We start from the raw sequence: 19549 nt of genomic DNA, 5'->3' as shown, positions 1-19549 counted from the left end.
AACAGGGGAGCGCACGAGAACGGGGCGGTGCAGCGCGCGTCGGCCCTACGGCGGGATCAGCATCGGCATCATGCGCGACCCGAGCCTCATCGAGCAGGACTACGACGATCTCGGCTGGACGATCGACGACCCTCCGCTCGCTGCCGACGACGCGTGGGCGCTCACGGCGGGCGGACAGTACGATCCGGCCGCGCAGGTCAACATCACGAGTGTGCAGGTCGTGCGCGACCGCACCGTCGTGGTCATCACCAGCGGGGGAGTCGCGCTGCAGGATGTCCCCGAACTCGCCGCCCTCACCCAGGGGTGGGTCGTCGGCGCCGGACTGTCGGTGCTGGACCTGATGCGCTGACGCGAGGTCGGCACCGGACGCCGTGGTTCCGCGCGGACACACAGACGGCGGGACCGAGCGTCCCGCTCGGACTCAGCGGAGACAGAACGAACCGTCAGGCGATTCACAGTATGGTGGGCGGAGTCGGCGAACCCGACGCGTTTTCCCGCCGACCGTGAGGCCCATCGCATGCCGCGACTCCGAAGCCGCTGGCTCGTCCTCCTGCTGTCGACGATCGTGGCGACCACGCTCCTCGGCTCCGCGACATCCGCCGCGATGGCCGCCGAGTCCTCTCCGTCGCTGAGGGCGGAGCTGTCCGACACCGACGGCGCGGCGGGGGATCCGGTCGCACTCGACCTCGGAGTGGCCGGGGCGACCGACCTCTACGCCGCGACGGTGCGCGTCACCTACGACGCCGACCGTGTCGTTCTCGACCCCGCCGCGGTGACGTCGGACTTTCCGGGCATGTTCAGCGTGTCGGGCGTCGAGGGAGCGATCGACTTCACCGTGACGCGTCTGGGAACCTCGAGCGGCCGAGCGGGCGACCTCTCCCTCGGGTCGTTGGGCTTCGTGGCGAAAGCACCGGGAGAGGCGTTCCTCCGCATCGACGAGGTCACGATCATCGACTCCGCCCTGGTCGGCACGACGCTCGCGCCCGCCATCGGCCTGAGCTACACGGTCGCTCCCTCGTCGTCGGCGCCGGAGCCGTCCACGCCGGGCGGGCAGGCCGAGCCGCCCGCGATCTCGGTGACGGGGCAGGGTTCGAGCGCACCGCGCGGCGGAGACACGACGTTCCGCGGCTCGGCCCCGCAGTCGTCCGCGGCCCCGACCGCGACATCGCCGAGGATCACGGCGTCATCGCTCACCCCGCGGGTCGGCGAGACCATCACCCTGACCGCCCGCGGGATGACCCCGGGTTCCGCGTATCGGGTCGGATTGGATTCCGACTCGACGCTCCTGGGCGAGGTGACGGCGGACGAGACCGGATCGTTCGCCCTCGAGGCGACGATCCCCGCGACCGCCCCCGCCGGGGAGCACGAGATCATCGTCCTCTCGCGGGGGCTCGCGGTGACGTCGCTCCCGATCACGATCCGCGCGGCGGACGAAGCGGAATCCGCCCCGCGGAGTTCGGCCAGCCCCTCCGCCGGAGCCGCCGGTGTCACGAACGAGGCGGCCGCCGACGCCGCGCCGGTATCCGCGGACTCGACCGCCGCGCTGGTGTGGGCGCTCATCGCGGTCGTCGTGCTGCTCGGGGCGGCCGCGATCGTGCTGATGAGGCGACGGCTCCGTCGCGCCGCGCGCAATCACGGGGGTCAAGCATGAACCCGACCCGCTCCGACCGGGGGAGAGGAACACCCGTGAGAAGGACGATGATCGCGACGGCGACGACCGCCGTCACCGCGGCGGCGCTGGTGTTCGGCACGGTCGCGCCGGCGCGCGCCGACACCGACTCGGTCAGCTATCCGGCCCCCGCCTACCAGCGCGGCGAACTCACCGGCGATGCGAAGGTCGACCGCGACGACCTGACCGTGTTGATGACCGCCGTCGGACGGAAGGCCGGTGATCCCGGATGGGATGCCGTCGCCGCGGCGGACGCGGATCAGGACGGCGCGATCACGGTGACCGACGTCGCCGCGCTCTCGAAGCAGTTCGTCTACGACGACGACCCCTTCGAGCTGCAGGAGACCGACGTCGTCGCGATCCAGAAGGCGATGACGGCCGGGACGCTCACCTCCCAGGAGCTGACGGCGCAATACCTGCGCCGCATCGCCGCCTACGATCGCACGGCCGGGCTCGACCCCCGCGACCCGGACGCGGCGCTCGAGTCCATCATCGCGACGAACCCGACGGCCATGGCCGAGGCTGCGGCTCTCGACGCGGAGCGGGCAGCGACCGGGCCGCGCAGCATCCTGCACGGCATCCCGGTCATCGCGAAGGACAACATCAACCTGGCGGGTCTCGCCACCACTGCGGGTTGCGCGTGCCTCGCCGACAACGTGACCTCGACGGACGCCGAGGCCATCTCGCGGCTGAAGGCGATGGGGGCGATCGTGATCGCGAAGGCCAACCTGTCGGAGTTCGCGATGTCGACCGTCGTGTCGAACAGCTCGTACGGCAACACCAAGAACGCCTACGGCTTCGATCTCCCCCCGGGCGGGTCGAGCGGCGGCACCGGCGCATCGGTCTCTGCCAACCTCGGAGCGGTGGGGCTCGGCACCGACACCGGCGGCTCGGTACGCGTCCCCTCTTCGTACAACGCCCTGGTCGGCATCCGTCCGACCGTCGGCCTCGTCAGTCGTGAGGGTGTCCTTCCCCTCGACGAGTACCGCGACACCATCGGTCCCATGACACGGACGGTCTCGGATGCCGCGCTGACGCTCGACGCGCTGGCGGAGGCCGCGCCCGGCGAGCACGCGATCGCTCCGGAGGCGTTCCGCAAGCCCGCCTCGTACGCGAGCAGCCTCGATCCGAACGCTCTTCAGGGCGTCCGCGTCGGCTACCTCGTGGACCGTGGACCCACGGACGCGCAGACCGGGGACTTCCAGCTCGTCGCCGCGGCGCGCGCCGACCTGGAGGCCGCGGGAGCCACGGTGGTCGACATCGCCTCGTTCGACCCGGTCGGTGGCGGGCGGATGGAGGACATCCACGGGAGCAAGACCTTCACCCACGGAGTCGACGTGTACCTCGACACCTACTACCGGCCCGGCTACACGTTCGCCGACCTGGCGCAGAAGGTCGCCGATGCCGAAGCGGCGGGGCACCCGCTCTCGAGCTGGCCGGCGGAGGTCGTGCGCGAGTTCGCCTCGACGACCACGGAGCAGCGCGAGGCGGCCTACGGCCCCTTCCGCGCGGGGCAGAAGGCGGTCCAGGAGCGGATCGACCAGCTCATGCGGGAGAACGACCTCGACGCCCTCATCTATCCGAGCACGGGCGCCCCCGACCTCCTCTCGGGCTTCAACAATCTCATCAGCGCGGCCAGCGGCTACCCGGCGATCTCGGTTCCCATGGGGGCCACCGACGTCGACCTGCCGGAGGGGACGATCCTGGGGATCCACCGGGGTCTCGAGTTCCTGGGCGCGCCCTATGCCGAGGACCGCCTGATCGGCTTCGCGTACGCCTACGAGCAGCAGACCCACCACAGGCAGGCGCCCTCGCTGTTCCCCGATCTGCCGACCGAGCCCTGACCCGAGCCCTGACCTGAGCCCTGACCCGAGCGCCGACGCTCTGCCGTGACGCGGGCCTTCGTCCGCGCGCGCCGTGGTGCGGTCGCGTTGTGCGAAACTCCTGAGAAACCGGCTCGCGGGGGGCGACAAGGGACTGCTTGTCCGCTCGGGAACGCGAAAACTCAGGAGTTTCGCGCAGCCCGCCGCGCTTCAGTCCACGAGCGCTCCGCCCTCGCGCCAGTACCCGAGGAACGCGACGCGCTCGCGCGGCAGGCCGAGCTCGCGGACCAGCACGCGTCGCGAAGCCGTGACGACCCCCGATTCTCCGGCGAGCCACGCGACGTCGACGTCGGGCGTGGCCCACGCGCGCACGGCGGCCTCGGTCTCGCCGCGCCCGACGACCCGCACGTCGACCTGGCGGCTCAGGCCCGCGACGGTGACGTCGTCGGCGTGATCACCGATCTCGACGATCGCGATCCCGCGAGCGGCGGGCGGCAATGACGCCGCGATGCCCCGCACGGCGGGGATTGCCGTCTCGTCCGCGACCAGCAGGAACGACGTGTACTGCTCGGGCGGATGCCAATGGATGCCGTACCCCGTCCATCCGTTGCGGACATCGGGGCCCGTGATCACGAGCGTGTCGCCCACGCGCGCGCCGCGCGCCCAGCGCGATGCCGGACCGTCGGGGGTGTGCAGGTAGAGGTCGACGTCGATCTCTCCGGCCTCGGCGCGGATCGCGGCGGGCGTGTAGGTGCGCAGGACGTTGCGTTCGTCCGGCGGCAGTGCCTTCCACCGCGTGTACCAGTCCGAGGGGTGCGGGGTGGGGTCGTCGAGGAGGCCGAAGTCGGCGAGTCCTCCGCCCGGGAGGGGCAGCACGAGCTTGATGCGTTGGTCGAGGCCCCACGGCGCGAAGTGCTGCAGCGCGTCGCCCGAGAAGGTGAGCCGCAGGAAGTTCGGGGAGAGCATCTCGCGTCGGGACACGGTGACGGGGAATGCGCTGTATTCCCACGGGCGGCTCGCGCTCGGCGGGGTCTCGGCCCCCGCCGTCGACGACTCGTCGGGTCCCGCCGCGGCACCGGCCGCCGGCATCCGGTCGTCGCCCGGGCGGGAAGCCCCTGCCGCCGCCACCCCCGGTATCCGCTCCCCGCTCACGCGTCGAGTCCCGTCGCCGCCGCCGTGGCCCGCGCGGCGAACGCCCCGCCGCGCAGCGGCACCACCAGCGGCCCGCCCGTCACCGGATCGTCGATCACGACGTTCGGCAGGCCGTAGACCTCCTCGACGCGTCGGCTCGTGATGACCTCGCGCGGAGCGCCCTCGGCGACGATGCGGCCGTCGCGCATCGCGACGATGTGGCTCGCGTACCGCGCGGCGTGGTTCAGGTCGTGCAGAACGGCCACGACCGTACGACCGTGCGCGTTCAGCTCGGCGAACAGCTCCATGAGCTCGACCTGGTGCGCGACGTCGAGGTAGGTCGTCGGTTCGTCGAGCAGCAGCAGGTCGGTCTGCTGCGCGAGCACCATCGCGACCCAGACGCGCTGACGCTGCCCACCCGAGAGTGCATCGACGGGGCGGGCCGACAGATCGGTCGTGCCCGTGGCATCCAGAGCCTCCTTCACCGCTGCCTCGTCGGCGCTCGACCACTGTCGCAGCAGCGACTGGTGCGGGTAGCGGCCGCGGCCGACGAGGTCGGCGACCGTGATGCCGTCGGGGGCGAGCGCGCTCTGCGGGAGGAGGCCGAGACGGCGCGCGACCTCTTTCGCGGGGTAGCTCGAGATGTCACGTCCGTCGAGCACGACGGTCCCGGCGGCGGGGGAGAGGAGGCGCGAGAGCCCGCGCAGCAGCGTCGACTTGCCGCACGCATTCGGGCCGATGATCACCGTGAACGACCCGGGTGGGATCGCGACGGTCAGCTCGGGGACGACGGTGGTGCCGTCGTACGCGAGCGAGACGGAGCGGGCTTCGAGGCGGGAGGGGTCAGACACGGCGGCGGATCTCCGTAACGATCATGACGATGAGGTACGCGCCGCCGACCGAGACGGTGACGACGCCCACGGGGAGGGTCACCGGCAGCAGGTGCTGCGCGATGGCATCCGAGCCCAGCAGCAGCAGGGCGCCGACGAGGGCCGACAGCGTGAGCGACAGCGACGGCGTTCGGGCGAGTCGCCGCGCGATCTGCGGGGCGGCGAGGGCGACGAAGGCGATCGGGCCGGCGACAGCGGTCGCCGCGGCCACGAGCACCACACCGGCGAGCAGCGCGAGGCTGCGCACCAGGTGGGGGCGCACGCCGGACGCGGCGGCCATGTCGTCGCCCAGCTCCAGCTGACGGAGCGCGGGCACCAGCGCGAAGGCCGCGATCGCGAACGGCGCCGCGCACAGCAGCACCCCGCCGAGCGCATCGCCGGTGACGCCGTTGAGCGAGCCGTGCCCCCACGCCGACGCGAACATCGCCGTCTCGAGCTCGATCTGCAGGAGCATCCACGTGTTGAGCGAGGCGAGCATGGCCGAGACGCCGATTCCCACCACGATCAGCCGGAACCCCTGAACACCACCGCGGTACGACAGGAACCAGATGACGGCGGATGCCACGAGACAGCCGATCAGCGCGCCCGCCGCCCGTGCCGGCCACGACGTCGAGACGAGCACGAGCGTCAGCAGCATGCCGGTGAAGGCACCGTTGGACAGTCCCAGGATGTCGGGGCTCGCGAGCGGATTGCGCGTGACCGTCTGGAACAGGGCCCCGGCGATCGCGAGGAGGGCGCCCAGGGTGAGGGCGGCGAGGACGCGGGGGAGGCGCCAGCTCACGACCACGGTGGTGTCGAGGGCGTCTCCCGCTCCGAGGAGCGCGCGGACGACGGCATCCGGAGCCACGGGATACGTGCCCCAGCCGAGCGAGAGCACCGCGAGCACGATGACGGCGACGAGCACCGCGACACCGACGACGATGCTCCGCAGCCGCACCGGCAGCGCGCCGAGGACCACCCGGCGGTACCCTACGTCGACGGCCGTCACAGCGCGCTCGCTCTCCGTCGGCGCGCGAGCGCGATGAGCACGGGAGCGCCGACGAACGCGGTGACGATGCCGGCGGGCACCTCGGCCGGGGCGATGATCACGCGGCCGAGCACGTCGGCGAGCAGCACGACGATCGGTGCCGCGAGAGCGCTGAGGGGGAGGATGCGGCGCTGGTCGGGTCCGACGATCCACCGCACGACGTGCGGCACCATGAGCCCGACGAACGACAGGGGTCCGACCAGGGCGGTCGCCGCTCCCGCGAGCACGGTGATCGCGGCGATGGATGCCACCCGCACGGCGCCGACGGGAATGCCCTGGGCGCGGGCGAGGTCGTCGCCGAGAGCGAGCGCGTTGAGCGCGCGGCCGAGCACGAACGCCAGCGCGAGCCCCACCGCGATGAAAGGGACCACGGGGAGGACGACGTCGAGACCGCGTCCGAGGAGCGATCCGGCGTTCCACCCGCGCATGAGGTCGAAGGCGTCGGGGTTGCTCAGCATCATGCCCGAGGTGATGCCCGAGAGCACCGCACCGACCGCGACACCCGCGAGGGTCAGACGGATCGGATCGGCCGGTCCGCGCCCCGACGAGCCGACGAGCGCGACGGCGACCGTGACGACCAGCGCCCCGAGGAACGCGGGCCAGACGAGCAGGAGAGAGCTCTGGATGCCGAACAGTGCCACCGTCAGGGCGACGGCGAACGCGGCTCCCGCGTTGACGCCGAGGATGCCGGGGTCGGCGAGCGGGTTGCGCGAGAACGCCTGCATGAGGGCTCCGGCGACGCCCAGGGCGGCCCCGGCGACGATGCCGGCGATGGTGCGGGGCACGCGGAGTCCCTGCACCACGAAGTCGGTGTCGGGGGTGCCGGCGCCGGTGAGCGACGCCCACACCGCGTGCCAGGGCAGGGGGTTCGCGCCGATCATCAGCGACAGCGCGATCGCGACGGCGAGGACCGCCGCCAGCACGACGGTGCCGACGGCGGTCCGACCGATCCGTGGGGATCGGGGTGCCGTGTCCGGCACCCGCGGGGAGACGACCGAGGTCATTTCCCCGATGCGAGGAAGGTCTCGATGTCGTCGAGCACCGACTGCGCGCCCTTCGGTCCGACGCCCGCGACCCACGTGCTCGTGTCGACGAGCGTGACGACGGGGAACGCCGCGGCGTTCTGCGCGATCGCCGCGGGAACGGTCGACGGGTCGTTCACGTCGGTCGTGGTGACGAAGACCGCGTCGGCGGTCGCGCTCGCGATGTTCTCGGGCGAGATGTCGGCCTGCAGGCCGTCCTCCCACTCGTGGTCGGGGATCGTGTAGCCGACGCACTCGAGCAGGCTCCCGGCGAACGAGACCGGGCCGTAGAGGCTCAGCGTCGTCTCGTCGCGCGGGCGGATCATCTCGGCCGTCTTCCCGGCGAGGTCGTGCGCGCCCTTGATCTCGTCGCAGCGCTGGTCGACGGCATCCACGGCCTTCGTCACGTCGTCCTCGCGGCCGAGCGCCTCGCCGATCAGGGCGGCGTTGTCGCGCCACGGATCGGCCTGCGTGGCGATGAACACCGTCGGTGCGATCGCGCTGAGCTGGTCGTACAGCCCGGAGTGGCGGGACTCGGTGCCGAGGATGAGGTCGGGCTTGAGCGCGGCGATGGCCTCGAGGTCGGGCTCGCTCACCGTGCCGACGGGCGTGACGCCCTCGACGCCGAGGTAGCTCGGCACGCCGTTGACCATGTTCGCCACGGCCGCCCCGACGGGGGTGATCCCGACCGCGACCGCGGTATCGAGTTCGAGCGGCTCGAGCGTGACGACGCGCTGCGGCGCCGTGCTCACCGCGGTCGTGCCGCGCGCGTGCGTCACCTCGTGGGTCGAGGCCGCGCTTTCGGCGGGCGAGGCGGACGCCCCGCCGGCGCAGCCGGAGAGGGCGAGTGCGAGACCCGCGGCGGCGGCGAGGAGGGCGAACCGTCGAGGAGAGCGGGGAGCGGGCATGGCGAGATGTCCTTTCGGGTGGGGGATGCCGTCGATGACTTAGGCAAGGGTTACCTTACCGAAGTCGTACCATCGCCCCGCCACCTCGCCCCGCGCTCGGGCGTGTCCCCGGAGGCTACGCCCGCGGTGCCTCGCGCAGCATCTGCTTCAGCTCGGCGATCTCTCCGCGGAGCGCCTCGACCTGTGTCTCGGTGGCGGCCGACGCCTCCTCCGCCTCGACCGAGACGCGCTGCACGATCCACGAGGCGAGGGTCGCCGTGACCACGCCGATGAGCGCGATCCCGCCGACCATGAGGCCGACGGCGACGATGCGCCCGGTCACCGTGACGGGGTAGTAGTCGCCGTAGCCCACGGTCGTGATGGTCTCGAACGCCCACCACACGGCGTCGCCGAAGGTCGAGATGGGGCCGCCGCTGCTCTGTTCGGCGTCGTACACGGCCAGCGCCGCGACGAACACCGTCAGGGCGGTCGCGCCGATCGTGAACATCGCGACCCGGCCTCGCAGCATCGTGCCGGTGTTGCGCTGGATGAGCGCGATGATCGTGAAGAACCGCATGAGCCGGAGCGGCCGGAACATCGGCAGGGCGACGATCGCGAGGTCGAGCAGATGCCGCCAGAACCACGTCCACCGACGCTCGGCGATCGCGAGCCGCACGACGTAGTCCAAGAGGAAGAGCGCCCACGTCGTCTTGAGCACGACCTCGGCCACCGTCTCGACGACGCCCTCCGGTGTGGCGAGGATCTGGGCCGCGTACGCGGCGAGGAAGAGGAGCGCCGCGATGACCAGCGGCCACTCCACCTTCCTCTCCCAGCGGGCGAGTCGTTCTCCATACATGGAGCGATTATGGCGGGAACACGGATGCCGTGCGCGAGGGCGATCGGCGAGATCGCGGGGCGCACGGCATCCGGTGCTCAGTGGACGATGACCGGCTTCACCGTCCGCCCGTGGTGCATGTCGTCGATCGCCCGGGCGATGTCGTCGAGGGGGTACTGCTGCTCGAGCTTCTCCAGCGGGAGGCGCCCCTCGGCGTGCAGCGCGACGAGTCGCGGGATGAGCTCGCGCGGGTCGGCGTCGCCCATCGTGACGCCGCGGAGGATCTTGCCGGTCAGGATGCGCTGGATGTCGACGGGGATCTCGGTTCCCGGAGGCGGAGCCCCGCACACGAGCACCGTGCCGCGCGCGGCGGCGGCATCGAGGGCGGTCCGGGCGACCCCGGGGTGCCCGGTGGTGTCGAAGCTCAGGGTGACGCCGCGGCCACCGGTCAGCTCGGCCAGACGTGCGGCGACGTCTTCGTGTACGGCGTCGATGGTGTCGGTCGCCCCGAGCTCGCGCGCGAGGTCGAGGCGCGAGGACACGCGGTCGATTGCGATGAGACGCGCGGGCTCGCGGAGCGCCGCCGCCATCACCGCGGAGAGGCCGACCGCCCCGGCTCCGTAGACTGCCACGACATCCGCGGGTCCCGGGTCGAGCACGTTCCACATCGATCCGAAGCCGGTGAGCACGCCGCAGCCGAGCGGAGCCAGCGCCGCGAGGTCGGCGTCGTCGGCGACCCGCACCAGCGAGCGCTCGTCGGCGATCGCGTGGGTGCCGAACGACGACTGCCCGAAGAAGTGCGCGGCGACCGGCTCCCCGTCGCGCGTGACCCCGCCCGAGTCGCCGTCGCGGAGACCGCCGAGCAGGTTCCGCGGCAGCCACGTCTCGCAGTACGCCGGGTGGGCGCCGACGCAGGCGTCGCACGCGCCGCACGAGGTGAAGCTCAAGAGCACGGCATCCCCGGGACTCACCCCGCGCACGCCCGGCCCGACGCGCTCGACGCGCCCGGCCCCTTCGTGCCCGATGATCCCGGGGGTGGGGAACGGGATGCCACCGGCCAGCACCCCGAGATCGGTGTGGCAGAGCCCGGTCGCGGTGAGCCGCACGAGCACTTCGCCGTGCCCGGGCTCGGCGTACTCGACGTCGGCGACCGAGATCGTCCGCGTCGCGGGAGCGGCGCCGTCTCGGCTCTCTTCGACGATGGCCGCGCGTCCCGCGGTCATTGCGCGCCGCCCAGGTCGAACACGATCGAGTGGGCCTTCTGGTACGACTGCAGCGCCTCCGGGCCGCCCTCGCGTCCCCAGCCCGAAGCCTTCACCCCGCCGAAGGGCACGGCCGGGTCGAGGATCGCCCAGCCGTTCACCCAGGTGATGCCGGCGCGCAGGCGCGCGGCGATCCGGTGGGCGCGGGCGAGATCACCGGTCTGGATGCCGCTCGCCAGGCCGTACCTCGTCCCGTTGGCGAGGGCCACGGCCTCGTCCTCGGTGTCGAACGGTTGCACGGTGAGGACGGGGCCGAACACCTCGTCCACGACGACCTCGGCCTCGGGATCGAGGTCGGCGAGGACCGTGGGCGCGTAGTAGAACCCGCCGTCTCGCTCGACCGCGTGGCCGCCCGTCACGACCCGCGCACCCGCGGCGCGCGCCCGGTCGACCATCGCCGCGACCTTGTCGAGCTGCGTGCGGCTCGCGACCGGGCCGATCACGGTCGCCGGGTCGTCGATGTCGCCGAAGGGCACGTGCGGGACGGCGTCTTTCAGGATGCCGAGCACGACACCGTAGATGGGACGTTCGACCAGCAGCCGGGGCCCGGCCATGCAGAACTGCCCCGCATTGAACACGAACGCCGAGATCACGGTGTGGATCGCGCGGTCGAGGTCGGCGTCGGCGAAGAGGATGTTCGCCGCGTTCCCGCCGAGCTCGGCGGTGAACGGCTTGAGCGACCGACCGGCGAGGGCCGCCGCGTGCGCGCCGATCTCGGTCGAGCCGGTGAACGCGACCTTGTCGACGTCGGGGTGCGAGACGAGGTGGTCGCCGAGCGTCGACCCGGGACCCGTGACGACGTTGAAGACGCCGTCGGGCACGCCGGCGTCACGCAGCAGCTCCGCCATGAGCAGGGCGGTGAGCGGGGTGTCGCTCGCGGGCTTGTGCACGACGGTGTTCCCCGCCACGAGCGCGGGGGCGATCTTCGTGCTCGACAGGATCAGGGGGAAGTTGAACGGCGTGATCGCGGCGACCACGCCGAGCGGCTCGGTACGCACGTACACGTGGGCGTCGGCGGTGATCTCGCGCACGTCGCCGTCGAGGCGATGGCCGAGAGCGGCGTAGTACTCGTACAACTCGGCGGCGTTGTTCACATCGACGAGGCGGGCGAAGGTGATGGGCTTGCCGACGTCGAGGCTCTCGGCGTGCGCGAGCTCTTCGCTGCGCTCCCGCATGAGCGCGTAGGCCCGCTGGAGGATGCGGGCGCGTTCGCGGCTCGACATCCGCGGCCAGGGGCCCTCGTCGAACGCCCGGCGGGCCGCGGCGACGGCGGCGTCGACGTCGGCGGTCGTGCCGCGCGCGACGTCGGTGATCTTCTCGCCGGTGGACGGGGCGATGACGTCCATGCGGCCGCCGTCCGCGGCATCCGTCCATCGCCCGTCGATGAAGAGACGGCCGGGTGCGGTCGTGACCGTGAGGCTCATCGCGCCACCTCCGCGGGGGTGACGATGTCGGCCAGGACGCCCGCGAACCACACGGGGTCGTCCTCGAACGGCGTGTGGCCGGTGTCGACGCGCACGACCTGGGCGCCGCTGCGCGCGACGAGGTGCTCCTGGAAGGCGGGCGGCACGAGCTCGTCGCGTTCGGTGAGCACGTACGTCGTCGGCTTCGCGCGCCATGCGACCTTCGTCACCGGCGAGGTGAACGCCGTGAGCGACTGGGGCCGGAACGTGTCGGCGAGCTGTTCCGCCAGGGCTGCGGGAACGTCCGGGGGCAGGTCGGCCGCGATCATCGCGACGCGCTCCTCGCGCGAGCGGCCCATCGAGACCATGCCGTCGGCGATTCCCCAGAAGTCCGGGATGCCACCACCGACCGCCTGTTGGAGGGTCTCGCCCTCGTCCAGGGCGAAGGCGGCGACATAGACGACGCGCTCGACCGCCGGGTGGTCGCCGGCCTGGGTGGTGGGGATCCCGCCGTAGGAATGCGCGATCAGGGTGACGGGGCCGTCCATCGCGTCGAGGGCGGCCGTGACCGCGGCCGCGTCGGCGTACAGGTCGGCCGTGCTGCCGATGCTCGGCAGGGCCACCGTGTCGACGGCGAAGCCGCGGGCGCTCAGCTCGGCGGCGAGACGGTCGAACACCCAGGGCCCGGCCCAGGCGCCGTGGACCAGAAGGATGCGGGGAGGGGAAGGGGTCATGCGTACGCTCCTCGGACGGGGACGACCTCGGCGTCGTCTTCGCCAGTGTCCGCCGCCCACGGAGGGGGCGGTATCCGTAGGACTACGGAACGCGGGGACGGGCCCGTGTCCGGAGGCGCGGCCGAGCTCCTCGGGCGCTGGCGGCCGGAGTCATGGCACGCTCACCAGCGTCGACCGGTACCAGGCCGCGATCTGCGCGCGCGACGTGAAGCCGAGCTTGCCGAGGATCCGTTGCACGTGCGTGTCGACCGTCCGCACGCTGAGCACGAGCCGTTCGGCGATCTCGCGGTTGCTGAGGCCCTCGTGCACCCCCGCGGCGACCTCGCTCTCGCGGGCGCTCAGGCCCGCGGCCGGCCGTCCGGGAGCTCCGGCGAACGCGGCCGCCTCGGCGGGGGACAGGCGTTCGCCGACCGCCGAGAGCCGCTGGAAGGCCTCTTCGCCGAGCCGCTGGCGCACGACCGCGACGCAGCGGTCGTGCTGCGCGAGCATCTGGGGCCCGTGCACCGCGATACCCGAGTCGATGCGGCGCCACCAGGCCCGCGCGGCCCCCAGAAGGACGGCCGTGCGTTCGGTGGGGGACCGCGCGGCGTCGATCCAGCTCAGCAGCTCCAACACGAGGCAGTCGCCGACGGGATCGTCGATGCCCTCTTCGAGGGCGAGGGCCTCGCGCGCGTGGCGCTCAGCCTGGTCGAGCTCGCCGTCGGCGTAGAGGGCGAGGCCCATCGCCCACAGCGAGAGCGACCGGATCCATCGCTCGCCGATCTCGGTGGCGTGTCGCAGCGCCTCCCGCGCGGGACCGAGGGTGTCGGGAACCTCGCCCTGCACGAGGGCCACGGTCAGCTGGAACTGCGCGAGCAGGGCTTCCTCGGGGCGGCCGAGCGAGCGGGCGAGGCGGATCGACCGGCTCAGCTCCTCGCGCGCGAGATCGCCCTCGCCCGCGAACAGCGCGCGGGTCCCGCTCCAGCGGCGCAGCTCCACCTCGCACTGCTCCTGGTCGGCCCGAGACAGCGAGGGGAGGAGTGAGCGTGCCTCGTCGAGGTGCGTTCGCGCTTCGTCGAGCGCCCCCTGGAGAACGCAGATCCAGGTCGCCACGAGCAGCGCGGGTGTCCGTCGTTCCGCGGAGCCACCGGTCAACCGCAGGAGCCGGCGGCTCCATCGGCGCCCCTCCGAGAGGAATCCCCCCACCGCCCAGTGGTAGCGGAGGTCGGAGAACAGCTCGAGCGCGATGTCGGTGTCGCTCGCCGCGGCCGTGCGCAGGGCGGCATCCAGTTCGGCGCGGTCGGCGCGTTGACCGGCCAGGATGCGCCGCTGAGCCGGCCCGTACCAGTGCGTGCGCGCGAGACGTGCGAGTCCGCGGTAGTACTCGAGGTGCCGCCGCACGAGATCGTGTTGTTCCCCCGACTCCTCGGCGCGGTCGCGCCCGTAGCCGCGGATAGTCTCGAGGAGGTGGAACCGGCCGGTTTCACGGTCGGCTTCGACGAGCGACTGGTCGATCAACTGCTCGAGGGTCTCGACGGTCGCGGCTTCGTCTCCGCCGGCGACGGCCGCCGCCGCGGGCAGGTCGAACGGGCCCGCGAACACGCTCAGCGCCGCCCAGAGCGCGCGCTCGGGCGGTGTGCACAGCTCGTGGCTCCAGTCCACGACCGCGCGGAGGGTCCGTTGACGGGAGACCGGGGCCCGGGACCCCGCTCGCAACAGGGTGAAACGCTGCGAAAGGCGACGGGCGAGGTCCGCGACCGACAGGGTCCGCAGGCGCCCGGCAGCGAGTTCGATCGCGAGCGGCAGTCCGTCGAGGGCGTGGCAGAGCTGGGCGGCGACGGCCTGGTCGGCGGGGGAGAGCTCGAACCCCGCGTCCGCGGCGCGGGCGCGCGCGACCAGAAGCTCCACGGCCTCGGCGGGCTCGTCGCCGGCGGTCTCCGTCCCGAGTGGGGGCACGGGGAAGACCTGCTCCCCGTCCACGTCGAGGCGGCGTCGGCTGGTGGCCACGACCGTCAGGGACGGCAGGGCGTCGAGCAGCTCGTCGACCACGGAGGCGGCGGCGTCGATGACGTGCTCGCAGTTGTCGAGGACGAGGAGGGCGGTCTCGTCGCTCAGCACGTCGACCACGAACTCGAGTGGCTCGCGGGCCGACAGGTCGCCGTAGGGGAGCGACTGCGCGATCGCGGCGACCACGCGTCGTGGATCGCTCACGGCGTCGAGACCGACGAAGTAGACGTTCGTCGACGTGCGTCGCGCGTGGGCGTTGGCGAGTCGCACCGCGAGACGCGTCTTCCCCACACCGCCGACGCCGGTGAGCGTGATGAGGCGGCTCCGTTCGAGCGCGTCGGCGAGGGCGTCCAATTCGCGCCGACGCCCGACGAATTCGCTGCGCGGCTCTCTGATCACGGGGGAGCTTCCTTGCGTCCGGGAGTTCTCATTATCGGTCGGCGGTCGATTCACCGGAATGCTTTCCGCGCGGATTACGTGATTTCACGGATAGACGGGACCGTCGTCGTCCCCCGAACAATGGCGCCGGGCCCATCGGGTCCTCTCGTCCAACGATGTGTTCAATGACGAACCAGGAGAAGTCCATGCGCAGAACCGTCCCCGTGGTCGCCACAGCCGCTCTCGTCCTCGCCCTCACCGCCTGTTCGGGAGGGGGCTCCACCGCCTCGGGCAACGGGTCCGGACCCGTCAAGATCGGCATGGTCGTGCCGCTGACCGGCTTCCTCTCGGCCCTCGGCCAGGGTGACAAGGAAGCGGCCGAGCGCGTCGTCGCCGACCTCAACGCCGCCGGCGGCATCGACGGACGACAGGTCGAGCTGACGGTCGTCGACGACAAGGCCGACGTGACCGAATCGGTCAAGCAGTTCAACCAGTTGGCATCCGATCCCTCGTACTCGGCGATGCTCGCGAGCAGCTTCGTCTCCGCCGCGACCGCCGTGGGCAGCACCGCGCAGTCGGCGAAGATCCCCACGATCGCCCTCGGGCCGGTCGACGCCTTCGCCGACGGCAGCAACCCGTACGCGTTCACCTCGCCGCCCATCCCGGCGGTGTACGCGCGGGCGCTCGTCGACTACTGGGTCAGCCAGGGGGTGAAGACCCTCGCGATCGGCTACACCGGCGGCGACCTCTACGGCACGAACGGCGACAAGGCGACGGCGGAGTACGCGAAGGAAGCCGGCATCGACGTCGTGCTCGACGAGTCGTACGACCAGACCGCGACCGACTTCACCCCGCTCGTCACGAAGGTCGTCTCGGCGAAGCCCGACGCGTTCGTCGTCTGGGGTGCGGGCCCCGCTCCCGTGATCATCACGAAGCAGATCGCGGGCAAGGGCATCGCAACGTACTTCACCGGCGCCGAGGCATCGGACCTGTACCTCCAGCCCGCGGGAGACGCCGCGGAAGGCGTGAAGGCCGCGGCGACCATCGCCCTGGGCGGCGACGCGTTGCCCGAGGGCGCGTACAAGACCAAGGTCATGGCGGTCGCGAAGCCCTGGATGGATGCCAACAACGGGGCGTACCCGCCCGAGTTCGCGTTCGGCGGGGCATCGGGTGTCGAGCTCCTCGCCGCCGCGATCGACGCGGCCGACTCGACCGATCGGCAGAAGATCCGCGACGCTCTCGAGAAGACCGACCTGCTGACCTCGAACGGGCGCTACACGTACAGCCCCACCGACCACATGGGACTCGATGCGAGCTCGCTCGCGATCTTCGAGGCGAAGGGCGGCGCCTGGGTCCCGACCGAAGCCGCGACGAAGCAGTTCGCGACCGAGCTCCCGCAGTGAGCACGCCCGAACCCGCCGGGATCGGCTTCGTGGCGCACGAGGACGTCGAGAACCGCCCCGCCGAGAACTCCTCCGCCGGACTCGAGCTGGCGGGCCTCTCCCGCCGCTTCGGCGGGGTCTACGCCAACCGCGACATCTCGTTCCGGGTCGCGCCGGGCGAGCTGCGTGGCGTGATCGGGCCGAACGGGGCCGGCAAGTCCACCCTGTTCGGTCTGATCAGCGGACACGTCCGCGCTCAGGAGGGCGTCATCCGCCTCGACGGTCAGCGCATCGATCGCCTGCCTCCGCACCGCCGCGCCCGGCGCGGTGTCGCGATCGTCTTCCAGGGCGCGCGCCTGTTCCCGGGCATGACCGTGCTCGAGAACGTCGCCGTCGGAGCGCACGCCCGCACCCGTTCGGGGGCTCTCGACGCCGCCGTCCGCTCGCCCCGTCACCGCCGCGAGGAGAGGGAGATCAGGGCGGATGCCGAGGAGGCCCTCGCCCGCGTCGGACTCGCCGACTGGGCGGGTCGGGGTGCCGAGCAGCTTCCGCTCGGGCAGCAGCGCCGGCTGCAGGTCGCGCGAGCCTTGACCGCGCGCCCCCGGGTGCTCCTCCTGGATGAGCCGGCGTCGGGCCTGCGCGCGGACGAGCGCGACGACCTGCGCGGTCTCATCCGCGAGCTGCACGACGACGGCACGACGATCCTCCTCATCGAGCACGACGTGGCGATGGTGACGGCCCTGGCCGACCGCATCGCCGTGCTCGATCTCGGTCGGCTCATCGCCGACGGGACGCCCGAAGAGATACGCCGCGATCCCGCGGTGATCGCCGCGTATCTCGGAAGCGAGGCCGCCGCATGATGCTCGAGGTCGACGACCTGGTCGTGCGTTACGGCTCGGCGACGGCCCTCGACGGCGTCTCGCTGCGGGTCGACCCGGGTGAGCTCGTCGCGCTGGTCGGACCGAACGGTGCCGGTAAGACCTCGCTCGTCAACGCCGTCAGCCAGCTCGTGCGTCCGGCGTCCGGAACCGTCCGGGTCGGCGGAACGGTCGCCCAGGTACCCGAGGGACGTCAGATGTTCGGAGACCTCAGCGTCGACGACAACCTGCGCCTCGGCGCCTGGCGGCGGCGATCTCGGCGGACGGATGCCGTGTACGAGCTGCTGCCCGACCTGCAGCGCCTCCGTCGTCAGCGCGCGGACACGCTCTCGGGCGGTCAGCAGCAGATGGTCGCGGTGGGGCGGGCACTCATGGCCGAACCCGACCTGCTCGTCGTCGACGAACTGTCGCTCGGGCTCGCGCCGCTGATCGCGGCCGACCTCGTGCGCCACCTCGCCGCCCTGAATGCCGATCGCGGAACCGCCGTGCTGCTCATCGAGCAGGAGGTGGGGCTCGCGTTCGGTCTGTGCTCTCGCGCGTATGTGCTGGATGCCGGTCGCATCGTCGCCGAGGGGCCGACGGCTCAGCTCGCCGCCGCGCCCGAGGTGCGCGCCGCCTATCTCGGCGGTTTCGACGAACAGGAACCGACCGTGAACCACTCGGCGACCGTCGGGAACGGCGACGGGGTCGACCTCACGCCTTCTTCCCGCCCGATCACCCGTCAGGACGGTCTCTCATGAGCGATCTCGCCACCTACCTGCTCAGCGGTCTCGCCCTCGCGGGATCGTTCGCTCTCGTCGGCAGCGGCATCGTCGTCGTCTACCGCGTGACCCACGTGCTGAACTTCGCCCAGGGGTCGTTCGTCGTGTTCGGCGCGTTCCTCTCGCAGACGTTCCGGCAGCTCGGGCTCCCGCCCGGACTCTCCGAGCTCGCGGCGGTGGTCGTCGTCGGTCTCATCGGTTTCGTCGTGGGAGCCGTCGCGATCGGCAAGCCCGGCACGCACCCGATGACGTCGCTCCTGATCACGCTCGGGATGTCGCTGGTCGCCGCCGCCGTCATCATCGCCGTCTGGGGGCAGAACCCCGTCTCGCCGGCGGGGATCTCGGGCACCGTCCGGTTGTTCGGTGCCGAGATCGAGACGCAGCGGCTGCTGACCCTCGCGGTGGCCGTCGTGACGCTCGCCGCGATGAGCCTGCTGTTCACGCGCACCGACATCGGCCGCGCGCTCACGGCCGCGGCATCCAATCCCCGGGCGGCCCGACTCGTCGGGATCGACACGCGCGTGATGGGCCTGCTGTCGTTCACGATCGCGGGAGTGCTCGGCGGTCTCGCCGGGGTGCTGATCGCGCCCACCACGGCGGTGTCGGTGACCTCCGACCTCCCGTTCGTGCTCAGCGCGCTCGCCGCCGCCGTGTTCGGGGGACTCCGGAGCCCGTGGATGACGTTCGTCGGCGCCCTCGTCCTGGGGGTGACCGGGCAGCTCGTCGCGGGCTACGCGAACGGCTCGTACCAGACCCAGATCGCGCTCATCATGATGCTCGTCATCATGATCGCGCGGTCGCGTTCCTTCACCGCCGAGGAGGCGAAATGACCCGCATCGTCATCGCATTGGCCGCGGTCGCCGCCGCCATCGCTCCGCTGCTGCTGACCGACCAGACGTTCTTCGTGCAGACCGCGCTGACCGCTCTCGTCGTCACGGGGCTGTCCCTGTTCATGGGTTACGCCGGTCAGGCCTCGCTCGGTCAGGGGGCCTTCGTCGCCGTGGGCGGACTCACCGTCGCGGTCGGGACCGTGACCCTCGGCATCCCGCCCCTCGTCGCGCTCGTCGCCGCTCCCGTCCTCGGGGCGCTCGTGGCCACTCTCGTGGGCTGGCCGCTGCTGCGGCTGCGCGGGCACTACCTCGCGTTCGGCTCGCTCGCGGTGCTGTTGATCATCCAGACGGTCATGGCCACCGCACCGCTGTTCGGCGCCGGCGTCGGGATCTTCGGCATCCCTCCGCTCTCGGTCGCCGGTCTCGTCGTGACCGATCAACGGGTGTACTCGTACGTCGCGCTGGCCGCGCTCGCCGCGGCACTGCTGGTCTGCCACAACCTCGTGCGGTCGCGCTTCGGTCGGGGGATCCGTGCGCTGGCCGGGAGCGAATCCGCCGCCGCGTCGAGCGGGGTGCCGATCCTGCGGAGCAAGCTCACGGTGTTCGCCGTGGCGGGCGGGTTCGCGGGGTTCGCGGGGGCCCTGGGCTGTG

18 protein-coding genes are annotated in these 19549 nt (G+C 72.1%); 8 read left to right on the top strand and 10 right to left on the bottom strand.

The features are described from left to right. Nucleotides 1-70: 70 nt before the first annotated feature. The 3 genes from NS283_RS00090 (at nt 71) to NS283_RS00080 (ending at nt 3513) form a co-directional block, all read left to right on the top strand. Complete coding sequence (locus NS283_RS00090; protein ID WP_058594846.1) at nt 71-349, top strand: hypothetical protein; 279 nt, start codon at nt 71-73, stop codon at nt 347-349. Between the two features lie 168 nt (nt 350-517). Continuing rightward, nucleotides 518-1651: a cohesin domain-containing protein gene (locus NS283_RS00085; protein WP_058594845.1), complete on the top strand. Its 1134-nt coding sequence runs from the start codon at nt 518-520 to the stop codon at nt 1649-1651. A gap of 35 nt (nt 1652-1686) precedes the next feature. After that, nucleotides 1687-3513 (top strand): amidase family protein, encoded by a 1827-nt coding sequence (locus tag NS283_RS00080; RefSeq protein WP_193752601.1) that lies wholly within the window; start codon nt 1687-1689, stop codon nt 3511-3513. A 189-nt stretch (nt 3514-3702) separates the two neighbouring features. On the opposite strand, the gene NS283_RS00075 is transcribed toward NS283_RS00080, so the two are convergent. The 10 genes from NS283_RS00075 to NS283_RS00030 all read right to left on the bottom strand — a co-directional run bounded on the left by NS283_RS00075 (nt 3703) and on the right by NS283_RS00030 (nt 15068). Next, nucleotides 3703-4581: a siderophore-interacting protein gene (locus NS283_RS00075; protein ID WP_081317167.1), complete on the bottom strand. Its 879-nt coding sequence runs from the start codon at nt 4579-4581 to the stop codon at nt 3703-3705. A 59-nt stretch (nt 4582-4640) separates the two neighbouring features. Continuing rightward, entirely contained in the window at nt 4641-5474 is an 834-nt protein-coding gene (locus NS283_RS00070) for an ABC transporter ATP-binding protein (protein ID WP_058594843.1), read from the bottom strand. Further along, nucleotides 5467-6501, bottom strand: coding sequence for a FecCD family ABC transporter permease (locus NS283_RS00065; protein WP_058594842.1), 1035 nt, complete (start codon nt 6499-6501; stop codon nt 5467-5469). The genes NS283_RS00070 and NS283_RS00065 overlap by 8 nt, the downstream gene beginning before the upstream one ends. Further along, nucleotides 6498-7544 carry a FecCD family ABC transporter permease gene (locus tag NS283_RS00060; RefSeq protein WP_081317166.1) on the bottom strand — a complete coding sequence of 349 codons (1047 nt, stop codon included), beginning with the start codon at nt 7542-7544 and terminating at the stop codon, nt 6498-6500. Before NS283_RS00060 ends, NS283_RS00065 begins: the two co-directional genes overlap by 4 nt. Further along, nucleotides 7541-8470: an ABC transporter substrate-binding protein gene (locus NS283_RS00055; RefSeq protein WP_058594841.1), complete on the bottom strand. Its 930-nt coding sequence runs from the start codon at nt 8468-8470 to the stop codon at nt 7541-7543. The genes NS283_RS00060 and NS283_RS00055 overlap by 4 nt, the downstream gene beginning before the upstream one ends. 115 nt (nt 8471-8585) lie before the next feature. Beyond that, nucleotides 8586-9305 (bottom strand): potassium channel family protein, encoded by a 720-nt coding sequence (locus tag NS283_RS00050; protein ID WP_058594840.1) that lies wholly within the window; start codon nt 9303-9305, stop codon nt 8586-8588. A gap of 77 nt (nt 9306-9382) precedes the next feature. Beyond that, nucleotides 9383-10507 (bottom strand): NAD(P)-dependent alcohol dehydrogenase, encoded by a 1125-nt coding sequence (locus NS283_RS00045; RefSeq protein WP_058594839.1) that lies wholly within the window; start codon nt 10505-10507, stop codon nt 9383-9385. Continuing rightward, on the bottom strand, nt 10504-11970 hold the full coding sequence (locus NS283_RS00040; protein ID WP_058594838.1) for an aldehyde dehydrogenase family protein: 1467 nt from the start codon (nt 11968-11970) through the stop codon (nt 10504-10506). The genes NS283_RS00045 and NS283_RS00040 overlap by 4 nt, the downstream gene beginning before the upstream one ends. Continuing rightward, nucleotides 11967-12683 (bottom strand): alpha/beta fold hydrolase, encoded by a 717-nt coding sequence (locus tag NS283_RS00035; RefSeq protein WP_058594837.1) that lies wholly within the window; start codon nt 12681-12683, stop codon nt 11967-11969. Before NS283_RS00035 ends, NS283_RS00040 begins: the two co-directional genes overlap by 4 nt. A 150-nt stretch (nt 12684-12833) precedes the next feature. Beyond that, nucleotides 12834-15068 carry an ATP-binding protein gene (locus NS283_RS00030; RefSeq protein ID WP_058594836.1) on the bottom strand — a complete coding sequence of 745 codons (2235 nt, stop codon included), beginning with the start codon at nt 15066-15068 and terminating at the stop codon, nt 12834-12836. Nucleotides 15069-15253: 185 nt separating this feature from the next. Here NS283_RS00030 and NS283_RS00025 point away from each other — a divergent pair, with 185 nt between their 5' ends. The 5 genes from NS283_RS00025 to NS283_RS00005 all read left to right on the top strand — a co-directional run. Further along, nucleotides 15254-16450 carry an ABC transporter substrate-binding protein gene (locus tag NS283_RS00025; RefSeq protein WP_193752600.1) on the top strand — a complete coding sequence of 399 codons (1197 nt, stop codon included), beginning with the start codon at nt 15254-15256 and terminating at the stop codon, nt 16448-16450. Continuing rightward, nucleotides 16447-17289: an ABC transporter ATP-binding protein gene (locus NS283_RS00020; RefSeq protein WP_241492160.1), complete on the top strand. Its 843-nt coding sequence runs from the start codon at nt 16447-16449 to the stop codon at nt 17287-17289. Before NS283_RS00025 ends, NS283_RS00020 begins: the two co-directional genes overlap by 4 nt. Beyond that, nucleotides 17286-18047 carry an ABC transporter ATP-binding protein gene (locus NS283_RS00015; RefSeq protein WP_241490483.1) on the top strand — a complete coding sequence of 254 codons (762 nt, stop codon included), beginning with the start codon at nt 17286-17288 and terminating at the stop codon, nt 18045-18047. The genes NS283_RS00020 and NS283_RS00015 overlap by 4 nt, the downstream gene beginning before the upstream one ends. After that, complete coding sequence (locus tag NS283_RS00010) at nt 18044-18898, top strand: branched-chain amino acid ABC transporter permease (protein WP_058594834.1); 855 nt, start codon at nt 18044-18046, stop codon at nt 18896-18898. Before NS283_RS00015 ends, NS283_RS00010 begins: the two co-directional genes overlap by 4 nt. Next, nucleotides 18895-19549 (top strand): branched-chain amino acid ABC transporter permease (locus tag NS283_RS00005; protein ID WP_058594833.1); only part of this gene is annotated, 655 nt, incomplete at its 3' end. The genes NS283_RS00010 and NS283_RS00005, both read left to right, overlap by 4 nt.

It is taken from the genome of Microbacterium testaceum, from assembly GCF_001476285.1.
GTDB classification, from domain to species: Bacteria; Actinomycetota; Actinomycetes; order Actinomycetales; family Microbacteriaceae; genus Microbacterium; species Microbacterium testaceum_B.
This window is presented reverse-complemented; position numbering and strand designations above follow the sequence as displayed.

What these genes read in the sequence shown, in the direction of transcription:
- NS283_RS00040 (WP_058594838.1), bottom strand. Translation starts at nt 11,970, where the DNA reads ATGAGCCTCACGGTCACGACCGCACCCGGCCGTCTCTTCATCGACGGG.
- NS283_RS00050 (WP_058594840.1), bottom strand. Translation starts at nt 9,305, where the DNA reads ATGTATGGAGAACGACTCGCCCGCTGGGAGAGGAAGGTGGAGTGGCCG.
- NS283_RS00035 (WP_058594837.1), bottom strand. Translation starts at nt 12,683, where the DNA reads ATGACCCCTTCCCCTCCCCGCATCCTTCTGGTCCACGGCGCCTGGGCC.
- NS283_RS00060 (WP_081317166.1), bottom strand. Translation starts at nt 7,544, where the DNA reads ATGACCTCGGTCGTCTCCCCGCGGGTGCCGGACACGGCACCCCGATCC.
- NS283_RS00075 (WP_081317167.1), bottom strand. Translation starts at nt 4,581, where the DNA reads ATGCCGGCGGCCGGTGCCGCGGCGGGACCCGACGAGTCGTCGACGGCG.
- NS283_RS00045 (WP_058594839.1), bottom strand. Translation starts at nt 10,507, where the DNA reads ATGACCGCGGGACGCGCGGCCATCGTCGAAGAGAGCCGAGACGGCGCC.
- NS283_RS00015 (WP_241490483.1), top strand. Translation starts at nt 17,286, where the DNA reads ATGATGCTCGAGGTCGACGACCTGGTCGTGCGTTACGGCTCGGCGACG.
- NS283_RS00085 (WP_058594845.1), top strand. Translation starts at nt 518, where the DNA reads ATGCCGCGACTCCGAAGCCGCTGGCTCGTCCTCCTGCTGTCGACGATC.
- NS283_RS00055 (WP_058594841.1), bottom strand. Translation starts at nt 8,470, where the DNA reads ATGCCCGCTCCCCGCTCTCCTCGACGGTTCGCCCTCCTCGCCGCCGCC.
- NS283_RS00025 (WP_193752600.1), top strand. Translation starts at nt 15,254, where the DNA reads ATGCGCAGAACCGTCCCCGTGGTCGCCACAGCCGCTCTCGTCCTCGCC.
- NS283_RS00010 (WP_058594834.1), top strand. Translation starts at nt 18,044, where the DNA reads ATGAGCGATCTCGCCACCTACCTGCTCAGCGGTCTCGCCCTCGCGGGA.
- NS283_RS00090 (WP_058594846.1), top strand. Translation starts at nt 71, where the DNA reads ATGCGCGACCCGAGCCTCATCGAGCAGGACTACGACGATCTCGGCTGG.